Annotated in this window: 11 protein-coding genes; 2 read left to right on the plus strand and 9 right to left on the minus strand. The window is 70.5% G+C overall.

The window, feature by feature from the left end; translation table 11 throughout:
• Positions 1-31 precede the first annotated feature (31 nt).
• From HMPREF0063_RS10490 to HMPREF0063_RS10500, 3 genes are read right to left on the minus strand one after another with little or no spacing between them, the layout of a single operon-like run.
• Positions 32-2,902 (minus strand): FAD-binding and (Fe-S)-binding domain-containing protein, encoded by a 2,871-nt coding sequence (locus HMPREF0063_RS10490; RefSeq protein WP_007078644.1) that lies wholly within the window; start codon positions 2,900-2,902, stop codon positions 32-34.
• 27 nt (positions 2,903-2,929) lie between these two features.
• Complete coding sequence (locus HMPREF0063_RS10495; RefSeq protein WP_007078645.1) at positions 2,930-3,655, minus strand: GntR family transcriptional regulator; 726 nt, start codon at positions 3,653-3,655, stop codon at positions 2,930-2,932.
• Positions 3,656-3,697: 42 nt separating this feature from the next.
• Positions 3,698-5,008 (minus strand): hydroxyacid-oxoacid transhydrogenase, encoded by a 1,311-nt coding sequence (locus HMPREF0063_RS10500; protein WP_007078646.1) that lies wholly within the window; start codon positions 5,006-5,008, stop codon positions 3,698-3,700.
• A gap of 140 nt (positions 5,009-5,148) precedes the next feature.
• Between HMPREF0063_RS10500 and HMPREF0063_RS10505 the strand changes: the two genes are divergently transcribed.
• Entirely contained in the window at positions 5,149-6,279 is a 1,131-nt protein-coding gene (locus HMPREF0063_RS10505) for a hypothetical protein (RefSeq protein WP_007078647.1), read from the plus strand.
• A 16-nt stretch (positions 6,280-6,295) separates the two neighbouring features.
• Here HMPREF0063_RS10505 and HMPREF0063_RS10510 read toward each other — a convergent pair whose 3' ends face one another.
• Positions 6,296-6,763: an NUDIX hydrolase gene (locus HMPREF0063_RS10510; RefSeq protein ID WP_007078648.1), complete on the minus strand. Its 468-nt coding sequence runs from the start codon at positions 6,761-6,763 to the stop codon at positions 6,296-6,298.
• Between the two features lie 44 nt (positions 6,764-6,807).
• On the opposite strand from HMPREF0063_RS10510, the gene HMPREF0063_RS10515 reads away from it, so the two are divergent.
• Positions 6,808-7,869 (plus strand): acyltransferase family protein, encoded by a 1,062-nt coding sequence (locus HMPREF0063_RS10515; RefSeq protein ID WP_007078649.1) that lies wholly within the window; start codon positions 6,808-6,810, stop codon positions 7,867-7,869.
• A 54-nt stretch (positions 7,870-7,923) separates the two neighbouring features.
• On the opposite strand, the gene HMPREF0063_RS10520 is transcribed toward HMPREF0063_RS10515, so the two are convergent.
• The 5 genes from HMPREF0063_RS10520 to HMPREF0063_RS10540 form a co-directional block, all read right to left on the minus strand.
• The gene (locus tag HMPREF0063_RS10520; protein WP_007078650.1) at positions 7,924-11,748 is read right to left on the minus strand and encodes a DNA-directed RNA polymerase subunit beta'; all 3,825 of its coding nucleotides are present in this window, start codon (positions 11,746-11,748) and stop codon (positions 7,924-7,926) included.
• Positions 11,749-11,800: 52 nt separating this feature from the next.
• Positions 11,801-15,271 carry a DNA-directed RNA polymerase subunit beta gene (gene rpoB / locus HMPREF0063_RS10525; protein WP_007078651.1) on the minus strand — a complete coding sequence of 1,157 codons (3,471 nt, stop codon included), beginning with the start codon at positions 15,269-15,271 and terminating at the stop codon, positions 11,801-11,803.
• 215 nt (positions 15,272-15,486) lie between these two features.
• Positions 15,487-16,221: a hypothetical protein gene (locus tag HMPREF0063_RS10530; RefSeq protein WP_040320240.1), complete on the minus strand. Its 735-nt coding sequence runs from the start codon at positions 16,219-16,221 to the stop codon at positions 15,487-15,489.
• Positions 16,218-16,814, minus strand: a complete 597-nt coding sequence (locus tag HMPREF0063_RS15830) for a hypothetical protein (protein ID WP_007078653.1) — start codon at positions 16,812-16,814, stop codon at positions 16,218-16,220. Before HMPREF0063_RS15830 ends, HMPREF0063_RS10530 begins: the two co-directional genes overlap by 4 nt.
• Positions 16,787-17,947, minus strand: coding sequence for an MCE family protein (locus tag HMPREF0063_RS10540; protein ID WP_169309979.1), 1,161 nt, complete (start codon positions 17,945-17,947; stop codon positions 16,787-16,789). The genes HMPREF0063_RS15830 and HMPREF0063_RS10540 overlap by 28 nt, the downstream gene beginning before the upstream one ends.
• Positions 17,948-17,959: the final 12 nt, after the last annotated feature.

The following is a 17,959-nucleotide window of genomic DNA, read 5'->3' on the forward strand; positions in this document are numbered from 1 at the left end:
CGCTGACCCGAGTTCGACCAGGTGGTCCATGTCAGGCCTCCAGCAGCTCGGCGAGTGTCAGGGCTCGGGTGGCCGCGAGGTCCAGCAGCTGGGTGCGGCACGAGAACCCGTCGGCCACAACGATCGCACCCGGGGGTGCGTTACGAACCGCCGGAAGCAGCTGGTGCTCCCCCACCGCCACCGACACGTCGTAGTGCCCCTTCTCGACCCCGAAGTTGCCCGCCAGGCCGCAGCAGCCGGCCAGCCGTTCGATCGACGCACCGGTGCGCTCCATCACCGCCAGGTCGGCCTCGAAACCCATGACCGACGCCTGGTGGCAGTGCGGCTGCACCACCAGGGTCGTGCCCGTGAGGTCCGGCGGCTGCCACCCCGGGGTCCGCTCCAACAGCTCGGCCAGGGTCGCCACCCCGCCCGCGACCTCGGCGGCCCGGGGGTCGTCGGTCAGCTCGACGGCGTCGGAGCGCAGCACCGCCAGGCAGGAGGGTTCGACCCCCACCACCGGCACGCCGGCCACGACGAACGGGTGCAGGGCGTCGATCGCCGTCATGACGAGCTCGCGGGCCCGGTCGAGCTGTCCGGTGGTGATCCACGTGAGTCCGCAGCACACCTGACGCGACAGCACCTGGACCCGGTAGCCGGCCGACTCCAGCAGGCGGACCGTCGCGTGGCCGCCTGCCGTCTCGAAGAACTCGGTGAACGAGTCCACCCACAGGAGCACCGGTGGCGCGTCGACGCCCGGCGCGCCGGGACGGTCGTGGGCGAGCGGAACAGCCCGCCGGCGCTGTCGGCGCAGGGTGCGGGAGAAGGGCCGGACCGCGAACGGCGGGAGGCTGCGCCGCTGGTCGACGCCCGCCACCCACCGCGCGAGGTGGGCCAGGCCGGGGGTCCGCAGGCTCAGGTTGACCAGTCGGGCGACCGGCGAGGTGAGCCGGGCCCAGAACGGCAGCCGGCCGAGGACGTAGTGGCTGCGGGGGCGCAAACGGCCCCGGTAGGTCTGGTGGAGCACCTCCGACTTGTAGGTCGCCATGTCCACGCCCGTCGGGCAGTCGCTCAGACAGCCCTTGCACGACAGGCACAGGTCCAGCGCCTCGTGGACCTCCGGAGAGCGCCAGCCACCGGTCACGTGCCGGCCGTCGACCATCTCCTGCAGCACCCGCGCCCGACCACGGGTGGTGTGCTTCTCGTCGCGGGTCGCCTGGAAGGAGGGGCACATGACCCCGCCGGTGGCCCGGTTGTCGGCGATGCACTTGCCCACCCCGGTGCAGCGGTGGACGGCCGCGCCGAAGTCGCCGTCGTCGTGCAGGAGCCGCAGGCCCCGTCGCGACGACGCCCGACCGGGGTCCCACCCACGACCGGAGCCGCGCAGGTCGTCGTCGACGGCTGCGGGCTCGACCAGCACCCCGGGGTTCAACAGGTTCCGCGGATCGAAGATCTGCTTGACCCGGGCGAACGTCTCGATCGCCTCGGGCGAGTACATCAACGGCAACAGCTCCGAACGGGCACGACCGTCCCCGTGCTCGCCGGAGAACGAACCGCCGTGGCTCGCGGTCAGCCGGGCCGCGTCGTGGAGGAACGAGCGGAACGCCTGGTGCCCGTCGGGCTGGTCGAGCCCGAAGCTGATCCGCACGTGCACGCATCCGTCGCCGAAGTGTCCGTACGGCACGCCGTCGACGCCGTGCTGGAGGAGGAGGGCCTCGAAGTCCCGCAGGTAGGCGCCCAGTCGCGCCGGCGGGACCGCTGCGTCCTCCCACCCCGACAGCGCGGGCCGGTCCAGGGCGCGGGCGGCCAGGCCCGCACCCTCCTCGCGGATGCGCCAGAGCACGGCCTGCTCCCCCACCGCGGTGACGTGCCGGTGCTCCAGCGCCCCGGCCGCGGCCACGACGTCGTCGGCCCGGGCCGCGAGCTCGGCGGGGTCCTCCCCCGCGAGCTCGACGTACAGGTACCCGCCACCGCGCGGCAGGTCGGGCACGGCGGCCGGCCCCTTGGCGGACCGGTACACCTCGACGATCCGCTGGCCGAGGCCCTCGCACGCCGTGGGACCGAACGGCAGGACGTCCGGCACGTGGTCGGCGGCCTCGGCCATCGTCGCGTAGCCCAGCACGACGAGGTGACGCCACGACGGGTCGCGGACCAGGTCGACGGTGGCACCTGTCACGAGGGCGAGCGTGCCCTCGGTGCCGGCGAGGAACGAGGCGACGTCGAAACCGCGCTCCGGCAGCAGGTGCTCGAGGCTGTAGCCGGACACCTGCCGGCCGAAGGTCCCGAACTCGGTGCGCACCATGGCGAGTCGCTGGCCGACCTCCGCCCGCAGGCGGTCGAGGGTGGCCGAGGTCGGAGCCGGCCCGGATCCCAGCCGGAGGCGCTCCCCGCCCGCGGTGACGACCTCGAGCGCCGAGACGTTGTCGGCGCTGCGGCCGTACCCGAGGGCGCGGTTGCCGCAGGCGTTGTTGCCGATCATCCCGCCGACGGTGCACCGGGTGTGGGTGGACGGGTCGGGGCCGTAGCGCAGTCCGTGGGGCGCCGCCGCACGCTGCAGCACGGCGTGGACGACGCCGGGGTCCACCCGGGCGGTGGCAGCCTCGCGGTCGATCGCGTGGACCCCGTTGAGGTGGCGGGTGAAGTCGACCACGATGCCGCGGCCGACCGCGTTGCCCGCGATCGACGTGCCGGCGCCGCGCGCCGTGATCGGGACGCCGGTCTCGGCACTGGCGTCGACGACGGCCAGCACCTCGTCGACGTCGCGCGGACGCACCACCACCTGGGGCACGATCCGGTACAGCGAGGCGTCGGTGCTGTAGGCCGCCCGGGTCGTCGACGTGGCGTCGACCTCCGTGACTCCTCGCCGCTGCAGCGCCGCCACCACGTCGGCGGTCGCCGCCACCGGTCCGGTCACGATCGTCATGGTGACTCCTCTCGCCTCAGTAGCATGCTACCTGTCGCCGGGACCCGTCACCGCGAGGAGGGCCCGCACCCGGTCGCCCCACCGCGAGTCCGACGACCCGGCCGGCTCCCCCGCCACCTGCTGCACCAGCAGCTCGGCGGTCCCGATCAGGTGCTCCGACATCCGGCGCGCCGCCTCGTGGGGGTCGCGACTGCGGATGGCCTCGACGATCGGCACGTGCTCCTCGGCGATCTCGGGCATGCGACGGGTGCGACCGATCGTCGAGACGCCCCGGGCCTGGATCGTGTCGCGCAGACGGTGCACCTGGTCCTGCCACCGCGGGTTGTTCAGGACCGCCCCGATCCGGGCGTGCAACGCCCGGTCCACGCCGGTGAACTCCGGCTCGTCCGGCGTGTGCGCGGCCTCCCGGAGCCGGCCGACGAGCCGGTCCAGGTCGTCGATCGCGGCCCGGTCGGCGTGCCGGGCCGCGAAGGCGGCCGCCGGCGACTCCAGCAGGACCCGCAGCTCGAAGACGGCGCGGACGTCCTCGACGGTCACGCCCCGGATGCGGACCCCCCGGTTGCGCTCGATGGCGACCAGCCCCAGATCGGCCAGGCGCAGGACGGCGTCGCGCACCGGGGTCCGGGAGACACCGAGGTCCTCGGCCAGCCGGTAGATCGAGTGCTGGGACCCCGCGACCAGCTCGCCGCTGACGACCGCCTCGCGCAGCGCCAGGAACACCCGGTCGGTGGCCGTCGTCCGCTCGTCGCTCACCGCCGGCTCGTCACGGTCCGGGCGGCCCTCACGAGGCGCCCGTCACCACAGCTCGATCGACTCGGTCAGGATCTGCGCCGCATCGTCCTCGCCGACCTCCCGCGGTGCCGTGGCGAGCAGCCGCTGCTGCTTGAGGGTGCCCTCGACGAGGTCGTCGATATCGCCGGCGCCGAACCCGACCGCGCCGATGCCCGCCGGCATGTCGATGTCCCGCATCAGGGTCGTGAGCACCGACGGCAGCTGCTCACGGGGGTCGTCGGTGCGGTCGGCCCCGGGGCCGAGCAGCTCCGCGGCCCGCAGGTGCCGTTCCGGTGAGGCCTCGAAGGTGAACCGGAACGCCGCGGGAGCGGTCAGGGAGACCGCCATGCCGTGCGGCACCATCGGGTGCGCGGGCTGGCCGTCCAGGTCGGGGTACCCGGGCGGGTGGAAGGTCGTCACCTGACCGGCGATCGGGTAGGCGTTCGCGTGCGGGATGTGCACGCCGGCGTTGCCGAAACCCAGTCCGGCGAACGTCGCGGCCAGTGACATCTGCTCGCGCGCCTGCAGGTCGTCGCCGTCACGCACCGCCGTGCGGAACGCGGTGGCCAGCAGTGCCATGGCCCGCTCGGACCACACGTCGGCGATCGGGTTGGAGCCGCAGTAGGGCACGCGCTCCTGCGGCTGCTTGGCGTCGAACGACGTGTACGGCCGGGCGGTGTAGCTCTCGAGGGCATGGCAGAGGATGTCCATGCCCGATGCGGCGGTGACGGCCGACGGCTGGGTGACGGTCAGCTCGGGGTCGACGATCGCCATGGTGGGCCGCAGCCGCGGGTGCGAGATGCCGGTCTTGACGTGCTGGGCCACCACGTCGAGCACGCAGATCGTGGTGCTCTCGCTGCCGGTCCCGGTGGTGGTGGGCAGGGCGATGAGGGGCAGCAACGGGTGCTGGGGCGCCCGCGCCCGTCCGACCGGGGCGTTGACGTAGTCCATCAGCTCGCCGTCGTTGGTGGTCAGCAGGTTCACCGCCTTGGCGGTGTCGATGCTGCTGCCGCCCCCGACGGCCACGACGGCGTCGAACGGGCCCTCGGCCCGCGCGAACGCGATCGCCTCCTCCAGGCTCGTGTCGGTGGGCTCCACCCGACTGTCGGCGAACACCACGACCTCGATGCCGTCCCCGCGCACCCGCTCGGCGATCCGGTCGACGACGCCGGTGGCCGCGACGCCGGGATCGGTCACCACCAGCACCCGCCGCGCTCCCAACGCCGCCAGGTCGTGGCCGAGCTCGTGGCGGGCACCCACACCGAACTTCAACGCCGGCGAGGCATAGGTGAACACGGTCTCGGGGTGAGCCGGGTGGTACGACGGTGATGACACGACACTCTCCTTGCGACGCCTCGAGGATACGACGCGAACCGCTCCCCCGGCGGCAGCGAGGCCGCGAACCGCTCGGTCCGCCGGCCCCCGGCCCCGTTGGCCGGGTGCTCTAAAGTGGGGTCTCGATCGAAGGGGAACCGATGACGTCACGCAAGGGCCTGGCAGCCCTCGGAGCGCTGGTCCTGGCCCTCGGCGGCTGCCAGACCGGTGCCGGCGCGGGGTCGGGTGCCACCTCGTCCTCCGCCGTCACGCCGTCGGCGGCCATCACCGAGCACGAGTCGGGTCCGGAGACCCCGCTCGACCACGGACTCCTCGTGCCCCGCGGCGCCACCCAGCTCGGACCCCTCGCCCGCTACCGCAGCCCGCGGACCATCGAGGCCTACCAGCCCGACCTCGCCGCCGCCGTCAGCCGTCGCGGCGTCGCCGACGCGCTCAGCGCAGCCGGCGACAACCCCGACGGCGTCGCGGCCCCCGAGCCGCCCGAGGGGGTCGTGTCCAGCCGTCCCGGCCGTGACAGCTTCGAGCTGCTGGAGGAACCGCCGGAGCCCGACGTGACGGCCGCCTTCATGCGCATCGACGGCGACCCCACCGTCGCGGTCACCTCGATGGTCGCCCAGATCGCCGACCTGCTGCCCGAGGCCGGCCTCGATCCCGCCGACCTGACCACGTACTGCTCGGTCGTCTCCGAGCGGGTGCAGGACTGCTCGCTCGACGTGTCGGGTGTGACGGCCGGTGGCGAGGAGCTCCGCGTGCAGATGGCGGTCGACCCCGGCGACGTGTCGACCCGCATCAGCCCGCCGTCCAGCCTCACGCGTCCGGTCATGCAGGTACGGATCGAGGAGACGGGCGACCCGAGGCTCGACCGCGAGGGTGGCGACGACGACGTCGACCTGTCCGACGAGGTCGTCGACCCGACCTCGCGGGTCGTCTGGCCCGCCATGGACCTCGACGCACCGCAGGCGACACCGCTCATGAACGGGTGGACCCGACCCCCGGAGGCCACGCTGCTGCTGAGCGGCTTCCGCCCCGGATTCGCCACCCTGTTCCTCGAGCGCGGTCGGGAGGCCCAGCAGATCGCCCGTGACTTCGCCGGCTCGCTGGGGCCGGACGTGCCCGTCACCCGCGACGTGGTCGAGGAGCTGAACGAGGTCGACACCACCTTCACCGCCGTGGCCCCCTCGGGCGAACGGGCGGTCGCCACGCACGTGCTCACGGCCCGCGGCCACTACGTGCTGCTCTCGTACACCCCCGCGCCGCCGCCGGAGGGCTGAGCCGGCCGGACCCGGATCAGCGGTACGCGTCCACGGTCCCCAGCGCGTGGTGCACCACCGGCAACAGCTGCCGGCCGTCGGCCGCCGACACGACCGGCACCCAGGCGGCCAGGTCGGTCGTGCCGTCGGTCTCGACGACCCGCGGCCGGGCAGCGCGGTCCACCTCGCAGCCGAACAGCAGATGCACGCCGTGGTAGTCCTCGAAGGCGCCTCGACCCGGCGCCACGGTGTGCACCGAGTGCACGTCGACCAGTCGTGCGTCCCGGGCCACCAGCCCGGTCTCCTCGGCGACCTCGCGCACGACCGCGTCGTACGGCGACTCGCCGTGGTCGACCCCGCCGCCGGGCAGTGCCCACCACCCCGGCGGATATCCCCGGGCGGAGATCCGGGTCAGCAGGATCTCCTCGCCGGCCTCACCCGCGCGCAGGAGCACCGCGTAGGCGCCCAGCCGCTGCACGCGCCGGCCCGTGGTGGCCTCCGTCACTGGTCGCGCCTTCCTCTCGTGCCGCTTCGCTAGAGTCAACCACGATGAGTTCGCTCGCCCCGCTGCCAGTGACCCCGCCGGCCGCCAGGGAGCGGGTGGCGTACCTCGACAACGCCCGGTACTGGGTCATGCTGCTGGTCGTCATCGGCCACTGCCTCACCGATCTGGTGGTGATGGACTCCGCCCGGGGCGTCTACACGTGGATCTACGCCTTCCACATGCCGTTGTTCATCCTGATCTCGGGCTACACCGCTCGCCACTACGTCGGTGACCTGCGGCAGATCCGCCGACTGGTGAGCACCCTGGTCGTGCCGTACCTCATCGTCGAGCTCAGCCTGCAGCTCATCACCCGCCACTACGACGGCGAACCCGAACGCCTCATGGTCCTGTCCCCCCAGTGGGTCGGCTGGTTCATGGCCGCCCTGATCATCTGGCGGCTCACGACACCGATCTGGCGCGCGCTGAAGTACCCGATCACCGTCTCGATCGTGATCTCGCTGGCGTCGGGTCTCATCGAGATCCCGAACGCCCTCGCCCTGCACAAGACGATCGCCTTCCTGCCGTTCTACGTGATCGGCCTGCACCTGGACCGCGAGATGTTCGAGCGGCTCGCGCAGTGGAGGATCCGCGTCGTGTCGGCCGTGGTGCTCGGCACGACGTTCGTGGCCAGCCAGCTCTGGGCCACCCCCGAGCTCGCACCGTGGCTGCTGTGGCGGATCCGCTACGCCGACCTCGACGCCGGTCCCGTGGAGGGCGTCCTGATGCGCGCCGCCCTCATCCTGGTGGGGCTCGCCCTGACCGCCGCGGCGCTGTCCCTGGTGCCGTGGGGCCGGTCATGGACGACGGCACAGGGCGAGCGGACCTTCTACTGCTACCTGCTCCACGGCTTCGTGATCATCGGGCTGGACCGCCAGTTCGACCTCTGGGCCCGGATCGAGCCCTACGGTGCCCCGGCGGTGCTCGGCTGCATGGTCGCCGGAGCCGTGCTGGCGAACCTGCTGATGACCGCGCCGGTCGCCCGCACCTTCCGTCCGGTCTTCGAGCCACGCCTCACCTGGCTGTTCCGCGACGCGTCGGAGTCGCCGAGGATCAAGATCCCCACCTGAGGCGCAACTGAAAGGGCCCCGGACCAGTGGTCCGGGGCCCTGCTCAGATCGGGCTCAGCTCTCGAACGACGTGAAGTCGAAGTCGTCGAGCTTGACCGGGTCGGCCTCGCCCGTGCCGTAGCCGTAGTCGTAGTCGCTGCCGTAGCCGCTGACGGCGAAGGCAGCCTGACGCGCCTCCTCGGTGGGCTCGACCCGGATGTTGCGGTACCGGTCCAGACCGGTGCCCGCCGGGATGAGCTTGCCGATGATGATGTTCTCCTTCAGGCCGCGCAGCGAGTCGGACTTGCCGTGGATCGCCGCGTCGGTGAGCACCCGGGTGGTCTCCTGGAAGGAGGCCGCCGACAGCCACGACTCGACGGCCAGCGAGGCCTTCGTGATGCCCATCAGCACCGGCCGGCCCGAGGCGGGGGTGCCGCCCTCGGCGACGACCCGACGGTTCTCGGCCTCGAACATCGCGCGATCGGCCAGGTCACCCGGGATCAGGTGGGAGTCGGCCTGCTCGATGACGGTGACCCGACGGAGCATCTGACGCACGATGATCTCGACGTGCTTGTCGTGGATGGCCACACCCTGACTGCGGTAGACCTCCTGGACCTCGTCGACGAGGTGCTCCTGCGCCTTGCGGACACCGAGGATGCGCAGGACCTCCTGCGGATCGGGGGTGCCGTGCGTCAGCTGGTCGCCCACCTCGACGTGGTCGCCGTCGTGGATCAGCAGGCGCGCGCGCTTGGTGACCGGGTACTCCAGGATCTCCGAGCCGTCGTCCGGCGTGACCACGAGCTTGCGGGTCTTGTCGGAGTCGTCGATCGTGACCCGACCGGCCGACTCGGTGATCGGCGCCTTGCCCTTGGGCTGACGGGCCTCGAACAGCTCGACCACGCGCGGCAGACCGTGCGTGATGTCGTCACCGGCCACACCACCGGTGTGGAAGGTCCGCATGGTCAGCTGCGTGCCGGGCTCACCGATGGACTGCGCGGCGATCGTACCGACCGCCTCACCGATGTCGACCAGCTTGCCGGTGGCCAACGAACGGCCGTAGCACTTGGCGCAGGTGCCCGCCGCCGCCTCACAGGTGAGGACGGTGCGGACGCGGATCTCCTCGACACCGGCCACGATCAGGTCGTTGATCTCGACGTCGCCGAGCTCACCGCCGGCCTCGACCAGCGTCTCGCCGGTCTCGGGGTGCGTGATGGCCGAGGCCGAGCACCGCGAGTACGCCGAGGTCTCGACGTGCTCAGCCGGGATCGGCGTGCCGTCGTCGAGCCGGCTGGCGATCCGCTTGGGCAGACCACGCTCGGTGCCGCAGTCCTCCTCGCGGATGATGACGTCCTGGCTGACGTCGACGAGTCGACGCGTCAGGTAGCCGGAGTCGGCCGTCCGCAGCGCGGTGTCGGCCAGTCCCTTGCGGGCACCGTGGGTCGCGATGAAGTACTCGACGACGCTGAGGCCCTCGCGGTAGTTGGACTTGATCGGTCGCGGGATGATCTCGCCCTTGGGGTTGGCGACGAGTCCACGCATCGCGGCGATCTGACGCAGCTGCATCATGTTTCCGCGGGCACCGGACTGCACCATCATGAAGATGGGGTTGTCCTCGGTGAAGGCCTCCTCCATCTTGCCCGACACCTCGGCCGTGGCCTGGGTCCAGATCTCGATGAGCTCCTGACGTCGCTCGTCCTCGGTGATCAGGCCCTTGTCGAACTGCGACTGCACCTTGGCGGCGTGACCCTCGTACTTGGTGAGGATCTCGGGCTTGGAGGCCGGGCTGACGACGTCGTCCATGCTGATGGTGACGCCCGAACGGGTGGCCCAGTGGAAGCCGGTGTCCTTCAGGTTGTCCAGCGCGTTGGCGACGTCGACCTTGGAGTACCGCTCGGCGAGGTCGTTGACGATGACCCCGATCTCCTTCTTGCCCACCTGGATGTTGACGTACGGGAAGTCGTCCGGCAGCGCCTCGTTGAAGATGGCGCGACCCAGCGTCGTGGACACCGAGGTGCCGTCGATGCGGATCGTCACCTTGCTCTGGAAGTCGATCTCACCGCGGTCGAAGGCCATCGTGGCCTCGCCGACGGAGCTGAACGAGCGACCCTCGCCCTTCTTGCCGTCACGCTCCAGCGTCAGGAAGTACAGGCCGATGATCATGTCCTGGGTGGGCATGGTGACCGGACGGCCGTCCGACGGCTTGAGGATGTTGTTGGTGCTGAGCATGAGGATGCGGGCCTCGGCCTGCGCCTCGGCCGACAGCGGCAGGTGCACCGCCATCTGGTCGCCGTCGAAGTCGGCGTTGAAGGCCGTGCAGACCAGCGGGTGGATCTGGATGGCCTTGCCCTCGATCAGCTGGGGCTCGAAGGCCTGGATGCCCAGGCGGTGCAGCGTGGGTGCCCGGTTGAGGAACACCGGGTGCTCGGTGATGACCTCTTCGAGGACGTCCCACACGACCGGACGCGCCCGCTCGACCATGCGCTTGGCGCTCTTGATGTTCTGCGCGTGGTTGAGGTCGACGAGCCGCTTCATGACGAACGGCTTGAACAGCTCCAGGGCCATCTGCTTGGGCAGACCGCACTGGTGCAGCTTGAGCTGCGGGCCGACCACGATGACCGAACGGCCCGAGTAGTCGACGCGCTTGCCGAGCAGGTTCTGACGGAACCGACCCTGCTTGCCCTTGAGCATGTCCGAGATGGACTTCAGCGGCCGGTTGCCCGGACCGGTGACGGGACGACCACGGCGGCCGTTGTCGAACAGCGAGTCGACGGCCTCCTGCAGCATCCGCTTCTCGTTGTTGACGATGATCTCGGGGGCACCGAGGTCGAGCAGACGCTTGAGCCGGTTGTTGCGGTTGATGACCCGGCGGTAGAGGTCGTTCAGGTCGCTGGTGGCGAAGCGGCCACCGTCGAGCTGCACCATCGGACGCAGCTCCGGCGGGATGACCGGGACCGCGTCCAGGACCATGCCGGCCGGGTGGTTGTTGCTGGCCAGGAAGGCCGAGACGACCTTGAGACGCTTGAGGGCACGGGTCTTGCGCTGGCCCTTGCCGGTGGCGATGATCTCGCGCAGCGACTCCGCCTCGGCGGTCAGGTCGAAGCTCTGCAGGCGCTTCTGGATCGCCGCGGCGCCCATGTAGCCCTCGAAGTACGCACCGAAGCGGTACGTCATGTCGCGGTAGAGCAGCTCGTCGCCCTCGAGGTCCTGGACCTTGAGACCCTTGAAGCGGCTCCAGACCTCCTCGAGGCGGTCCAGCTCGCGCTGCACCCGGTCGCGACGCTGCTTGGCCTCACGCTCGGCGGCGTCCTTGACCTTGCGCTTGGCGTCGGCCTTCGCGCCGTCGGCCTCCAGGACCTTGAGGTCCTCCTCGAGCTTGGCCATCCGCTCGTTGACCTCGGTGTCGCGGCGGGTCTCCAGCTGCGTCCGCTCCATGTCGATCTTCGCCTCGAGCGAGGACAGGTCGCGGTGACGCGCCTCCTCGTCGACGTGCGTGATCATGTAGGCCGCGAAGTAGATGACCTTCTCGAGGTCCTTCGGGGCCAGGTCGAGCAGGTAGCCGAGCCGGCTGGGGACGCCCTTGAAGTACCAGATGTGGGTGACCGGGGCGGCGAGCTCGATGTGGCCCATCCGCTCACGGCGCACCTTGCTCCGGGTGACCTCGACGCCGCAGCGCTCACAGACGATGCCCTTGAAGCGGACCCGCTTGTACTTGCCGCAGTAGCACTCCCAGTCCCGGGTGGGACCGAAGATCTTCTCGCAGAAGAGTCCGTCACGCTCGGGCTTGAGCGTGCGGTAGTTGATCGTCTCCGGCTTCTTGACCTCGCCGAACGACCACTGACGGATGTCGTCGGCGGTCGCGAGACCGATCTTGAGCTGATCGAAGAAGTTCACGTCGAGCACGTTGTCTTCTTTCCTTGACTGAAGGGGTGAAAGAGGTCGAGGGGGAGGTGGGTCACAGGTCGTCGATGGACGACGGCTCGCGACGGGACAGGTCGATGCCGAGCTCCTCGGCGGCACGGAAGAGGTCTTCCTCCGCGTCGCGCATCTCGACCGCGGTGCCGTCGCTGGACAGCACCTCGACGTTGAGGCACAGCGACTGCATCTCCTTGACCAGGACCTTGAAGGACTCCGGGATGCCGGGCTCGGGCACGTTCTCGCCCTTGACGATCGCCTCGTACACCTTGACGCGTCCGAGGATGTCGTCGGACTTGATCGTCAGCAGCTCCTGCAGCGCGTAGGCCGCACCGTAGGCCTCGAGGGCCCAGACCTCCATCTCACCGAAGCGCTGGCCACCGAACTGGGCCTTTCCGCCGAGCGGCTGCTGGGTGATCATCGAGTACGGACCGGTCGACCGCGCGTGGATCTTGTCGTCGACCAGGTGGTGCAGCTTCAGGACGTACATGTACCCGACGCTGACGGGGTCCGGGAACGGCTCGCCCGAGCGACCGTCGAACAGCACGGCCTTGCCCTGCGGGTTGACCATGCGGTTGCCGTCGCGGTTGGGCAGGGTCGAGGCCAGCAGCCCCGAGATCTCGTCCTCGCGCGCGCCGTCGAACACCGGCGTGGCCACCAGGCTGTCGACCGGGGCCTCGCTGGCACCGATCGAGGCCAGGCGCTTGGCCCACTCCGCGGTCTTCTCGTCGACCTTCCAGCCGGTCTTGGCGATCCAGCCGAGGTGCAGCTCGAGGACCTGACCGACGTTCATCCGGCCGGGAACACCCAGCGGGTTGAGCAGGATGTCGACCGGCGTGCCGTCCTCGAGGAACGGCATGTCCTCGATGGGCAGGATGCGCGAGATGACGCCCTTGTTGCCGTGGCGGCCGGCCAGCTTGTCGCCGACGCTGATCTTGCGCTTCTGGGCCACGTAGACCCGGACCAGCTGGTTGACGCCGGGGCTCAGCTCGTCGCCGCTCTCCGAGTCGAAGACCCGGACACCGATGACGGTGCCGGACTCGCCGTGGGGCACCTTCAGCGACGTGTCGCGCACCTCGCGCGCCTTCTCGCCGAAGATCGCGCGCAGGAGCCGCTCCTCAGGCGTCAGCTCGGTCTCGCCCTTGGGAGTGACCTTGCCGACGAGGATGTCACCGTTGCCGACCTCGGCGCCGATGCGGATGATGCCGCGCTCGTCGAGGTTCGCCAGCATCTCCTCGGAGACGTTGGGGATGTCGCGGGTGATCTCCTCGGGGCCGAGCTTGGTGTCCCGGGCGTCGACCTCGTGCTCCTCGATGTGGATCGAGGTGAGGGTGTCGTCCTGCACCAGGCGCTGCGACAGGATGATCGCGTCCTCGTAGTTGAGGCCCTGCCACGGCATGAAGGCCACCATGAGGTTGGTGCCCAGCGCCATCTCGCCCTCGTCGGTGCACGGGCCGTCGGCCAGCGGGGTGCCGACCTCGACGCGCTGCCCCGCCGCGACCAGGGGCCGCTGGTTGGTGCAGGTGCCCTGGTTGGAGCGGTGGAACTTGGACAACCGGTAGGTCGTGTACGTGCCCTCGTCCTCGGCGATCTCGACCGCGTCGGCCGAGACCTCCTTGACGACACCGGGCTTCTTGGCCACGGTGACGTCACCGGCGTCGACGGCGGCACGGAACTCCATGCCGGTGCCGACGAAGGGCGCGTCGCTGCGGATCAGCGGGACGGCCTGACGCTGCATGTTCGAGCCCATCAACGCGCGGTTGGCGTCGTCGTGCTCGAGGAACGGGATCAGGGCCGTGGCCACCGACACCATCTGGCGCGGGGAGACGTCCATGTAGTCGACGTCGCCCGCGGGACGCAGGTCGGCCTCGCCGCCACGCTGGCGGACCAGCACGGCGTCCTCGGCGAAGGTGCTCTGCTCGGTGAGGATCGAGTTCGCCTGGGCGATGATGTAGCGATCCTCCTCCGTCGCGGTGAGGTAGTCGATCTGGTCGGTGACGACGCCGTCGACGACCTTGCGGTACGGGGTCTCGACGAAGCCGAAGGAGTTGATCCGACCGAACGACGCGAGCGAGCCGATCAGGCCGATGTTCGGGCCCTCGGGGGTCTCGATCGGGCACATCCGGCCGTAGTGCGACGGGTGGACGTCGCGGACCTCGTAGCCCGCGCGCTCACGTGACAGACCACCCGGGCCGAGGGCCGACAGACGCCGCTTGTGCGTCAGGCCCGCGAGCGGGTTGTTCTGGTCCATGAACTGGCTGAGCTGGCTGGTGCCGAAGAACTCCTTCAGCGCCGCCACGACCGGGCGGATGTTGATCAGGGTCTGCGGCGTGATGGCCTCGACGTCCTGGGTGGTCATCCGCTCACGGACGACGCGCTCCATGCGGGCCAGACCGGTGCGCAGCTGGTTCTGGATCAGCTCGCCGACGGTCCGCATGCGGCGGTTGCCGAAGTGGTCGATGTCGTCGGCCTCGACGATCGTGTCACCGGCCGGGGACGCGAGGGTCTCCTCGCCGGCGTGCAGCGCCACGATGTACTTGATCGTGGCGACGATGTCGTCGACGGTCAGCGTCTGCTGGTCGAAGGCCTCGTCGACGCCGAGCTTCTTGTTGATCTTGTACCGGCCGACCTTGGCGGTGTCGTACCGCTTGGGGTTGAAGTAGTAGTTCTCCAACAGGGTCTGGGCGGCCTCGCGCGACGGCGGCTCGCCCGGACGCAGCTTGCGGTAGATGTCGAGCAGGGCGTCGTCCTGGCCGACGGTGTTGTCCTTCTCGAGCGTCAGCCGGATCGACTCGTACTGGCCGAACTCCTCGAGGATCTGCGCCTCGGACCAGCCGAGGGCCTTGAGCAGCACGGTGACGCTCTGCTTGCGCTTGCGGTCGAGGCGCACGCCGACCATGTCGCGCTTGTCGATCTCGAACTCCAGCCACGCACCGCGCGACGGGATGACGCGGGCGGTGAAGATGTCCTTGTCGGACGTCTTGTCGGCGGTGCGCTCGAAGTACACGCCCGGCGACCGCACCAGCTGGCTGACGACGACGCGCTCGGTGCCGTTGACGATGAAGGTGCCGGCGTCGGTCATGAGCGGGAAGTCGCCCATGAAGACGGTCTGGCTCTTGATCTCGCCGGTCTCGTTGTTCATGAACTCCGCGGTGACGAACAGCGGTGCGGCGTACGTGACGTCGCGCAGCTTGCAGTCGTCGACGGAGTACTTCGGCGGCTCGAACCGGTGGTCGCGGAACGACAGGCTCATGGTCTCGGAGAAGTCCTCGATGGGGGAGATCTCCTCGAAGATCTCCTCCAGCCCGGACTTGGTGGAGACGTCGGTGCGACCGGCCTCGAGCGCGGCGTCGACGCCGGCCCGCCAGGTGTCGTCACCGATCAGCCACGAGAAGCTGTCGGTCTGCAGGGCCAAGAGCTCGGGAACCTCGAGAGGTTCGGCGATCTTGGCGAAGGAGATGCGGTGAGGGGCTACAGTGCTGGTCCGAGTGGCGGGACGCGAGGCGGCCAAGAGGGGTCCTTCCAGAGGCTCGCTGGCGGGTGGCTCAGCGCGCACGACAAACCATCCCGGTCAAGGGCTGAAGGCATGGCAGTGTGAGCGCGAAAGATCAGGGTAACCCACGGCCCACAACCGATGCAAGCGGGTGCTTGACAATCGGACGCCGATGCCCCACGATGCACACCCTTTGCCGACGATTCCAGCGGTGACGCCGGTCCGGCACCCGGTCAGAGGGCTCGGATGTCGTCGACGAGCCAGGTGCCCTGGCTGCGCACCATCGTCATCGTGATGCGGTTGCCGAACGCCGTCGGCTCCGACACCTCGTCGGCCAGGCGGAACTGGTCGTAGAAGACCAGGACCTGCACGCGGTCGTCCGTGCAGGCCTCCGAGCAGGGGACGGGCGCGGAGTTGCGGACCAGCGCCTCGACGATGAACGGACGGTCGGCCGCCACCTCGCCGAGGGCGGGCGCGCTCTGCTCGAACTCGGCCGCGTAGTCGTCGGTCATCAGCGCCACGGCGTCGTCCGCGTACTGGTCGAGGTCGTCGAACCGGTAGGTGAAGATCACCTCGGCCGCCTGACCCGCCGCGGCTGCGGCCTCGTCGGCCGCCTCGTTGCTGGTGCTGCCCTCCGTCAACGCGGTGAAGCCGAGGAAGCCGGCGGTGAGTCCTGCGGCCAGCACGACCGAGGCCAGGGCGACGGGCAGGAGCCGCCGCCACGGCACGGCCGGACGCTCGCGCCGGGGCTTCGGGACCGTCGGGGCGGACCGGGGCGCGGCGGCCGGAGCAGCCGGGTCCTTGCGGACCGTCGGGATGCTCGGTGCGGTCGGGGCGGGCTTGCGGGTCGTGGGCCGGCGAGCTCCCGGAGCGGGGGTGCGCGGGGCCGGCGTGCCGGGGGTGGGGGTGACGGCCGGCTTGCCCTCACCGGCGATGCGGCGCCGGCGCGGCGGCTGCGGGCCGCTCACGGCGCCACCTCGTCGGGAGCGGGCGCGGGGGTCTCCCCCGGCGTCGTGGCGGTGGCGTCCAGCGCCGGGACCGGGAGGAACTGCTCGACCATCCACCGACCGTCGACCTTGACGAGGTTCGCGATCCAGCGTGTGTAGACGATCCCCGGCGGCGAGTCGGCGATGGTCACGGTCGCGTCGACGGCGACGAGCACCGAGGCGGAGTCGCCGTCGATCGAGTCGACACCCGCTCCCCGCACCTCGGCCTCGGAGGCCTGCAGCTGGCTCACCCCGAGCGTCGGGTCGGCTTGGGTGGACGCCAGGAACTCCTCGCGGGACTCCTCGGTCAGCAGGCTGCTGACGCGGTCCTGGTAGTCCTCCAGGTCGTCGGCGTCGTACGTGCTGTAGGCGACGGCGAAGTCGGTGGCACGGGCCACCACCGTCTTGGCGTCGCTCGACGCCTCGGTGCCCGACCCGAGGGTGGACACCACGAACATGACGAGTCCGGCGACACCGGCCACCACGCCGACGGCGATCGGGACCGCGATGCGCAGGCGACCTGACCCGGGGGGGCCGGAGTCGTCGTCTACCTCGTCGGTCCGATCAGCAGCCACTCGAGATGGTCCTTCCTGTCGCTGTCGGCCGCCACCGGTGCACGGCTCAGCTCGGTCTTCAAGGAGTTGCGCCGGACGAGCGGCGAGTCGGCGGGGCAGCCGAGGTCGGTCCGCAGCTCGACGTCGGTGATGTCGCGCGGGTTCCGCAGGTCACGGTACACGCCGTCGTCGAGCTCGCAGACCGGCGCGTCGAACTGCACCACGTTGCCGAACGCGGCGTTGAACTCGCCGTCGCCGGTGGGCACGGTCGCCGTGAAGGCGCCCTGCACCAGGTACGGGTAGAGGATGAAGATCGACTGCAGACCCGCGAGGTTCTGGTTGGCGATGCGGGTCGGACCCACCAGGTCGCCGAAGATCGCGGAGAGGTCGGCGGAGTTCTCGGCCACGACCACGTCGGTGATCGCGGCGGCGTCGCCGCCCTCGTCGAGCAGCTCGCGCAGGTCGGCGTCGGACCCGACCAGGGTGTCGGAGAGCAGCGCCAGGTCGCGCGAGAACGCCTGGATCTGGCTGCCCTTGTCGATCTGCGTGGCCAGCACGGTGGAGGAGTCCCGCAGCAGCTGGCGGGTCACGTCGATGTTGGCCTCGGCGTCGGCGATGAACCGCGACGAGGTGTCGAGGATCGCCGTCAGGTCCGGGGCGGTGCCCTCGAAGGCCTGGCCGAGCTCGTCGACGACCGTGTTCAGGTCGCCGGGGTCGACCGAGGACACCAGGTCCTGCAGGTCGACGAGCAGCGTCGTGGTGTCGATCGGGACGCGGCTGTCGGCCACCCCGATGTTGTCCCCGGCCGCGAGGTAGGGCTCCTCGTTGTCACGGGGCTGCAGGTCGATGTACTGCTCGCCGATGGCCGACTTGTTGGCGACGACGGCGACCAGGTCCGACGGGATGTCGGGGGCGCTGTCCTCGATCTCCAGCGTGGCGCGGACGCCGGCGTCGGTGAACTCCAGCTCGCCGACCCGGCCGACGGCGATGCCGCGGTACGTCACCTCGGCCCCGGCGAAGATGCCGCCGGAGTCGGTCAGGTCGACCGTCACCGGGAACGAACGGTCGACGAAGAACCGGTCCACCTGGGCGTAGCGGCCGCCGACGTAGCTGGCACCGACGAGCGTGATCACCAGGAAGGCGATCAGCTGCATGCGCGTGAGTCT

The organism is Aeromicrobium marinum DSM 15272 (assembly GCF_000160775.2).
In the GTDB taxonomy this organism is placed as follows: domain Bacteria; phylum Actinomycetota; class Actinomycetes; order Propionibacteriales; family Nocardioidaceae; genus Aeromicrobium; species Aeromicrobium marinum.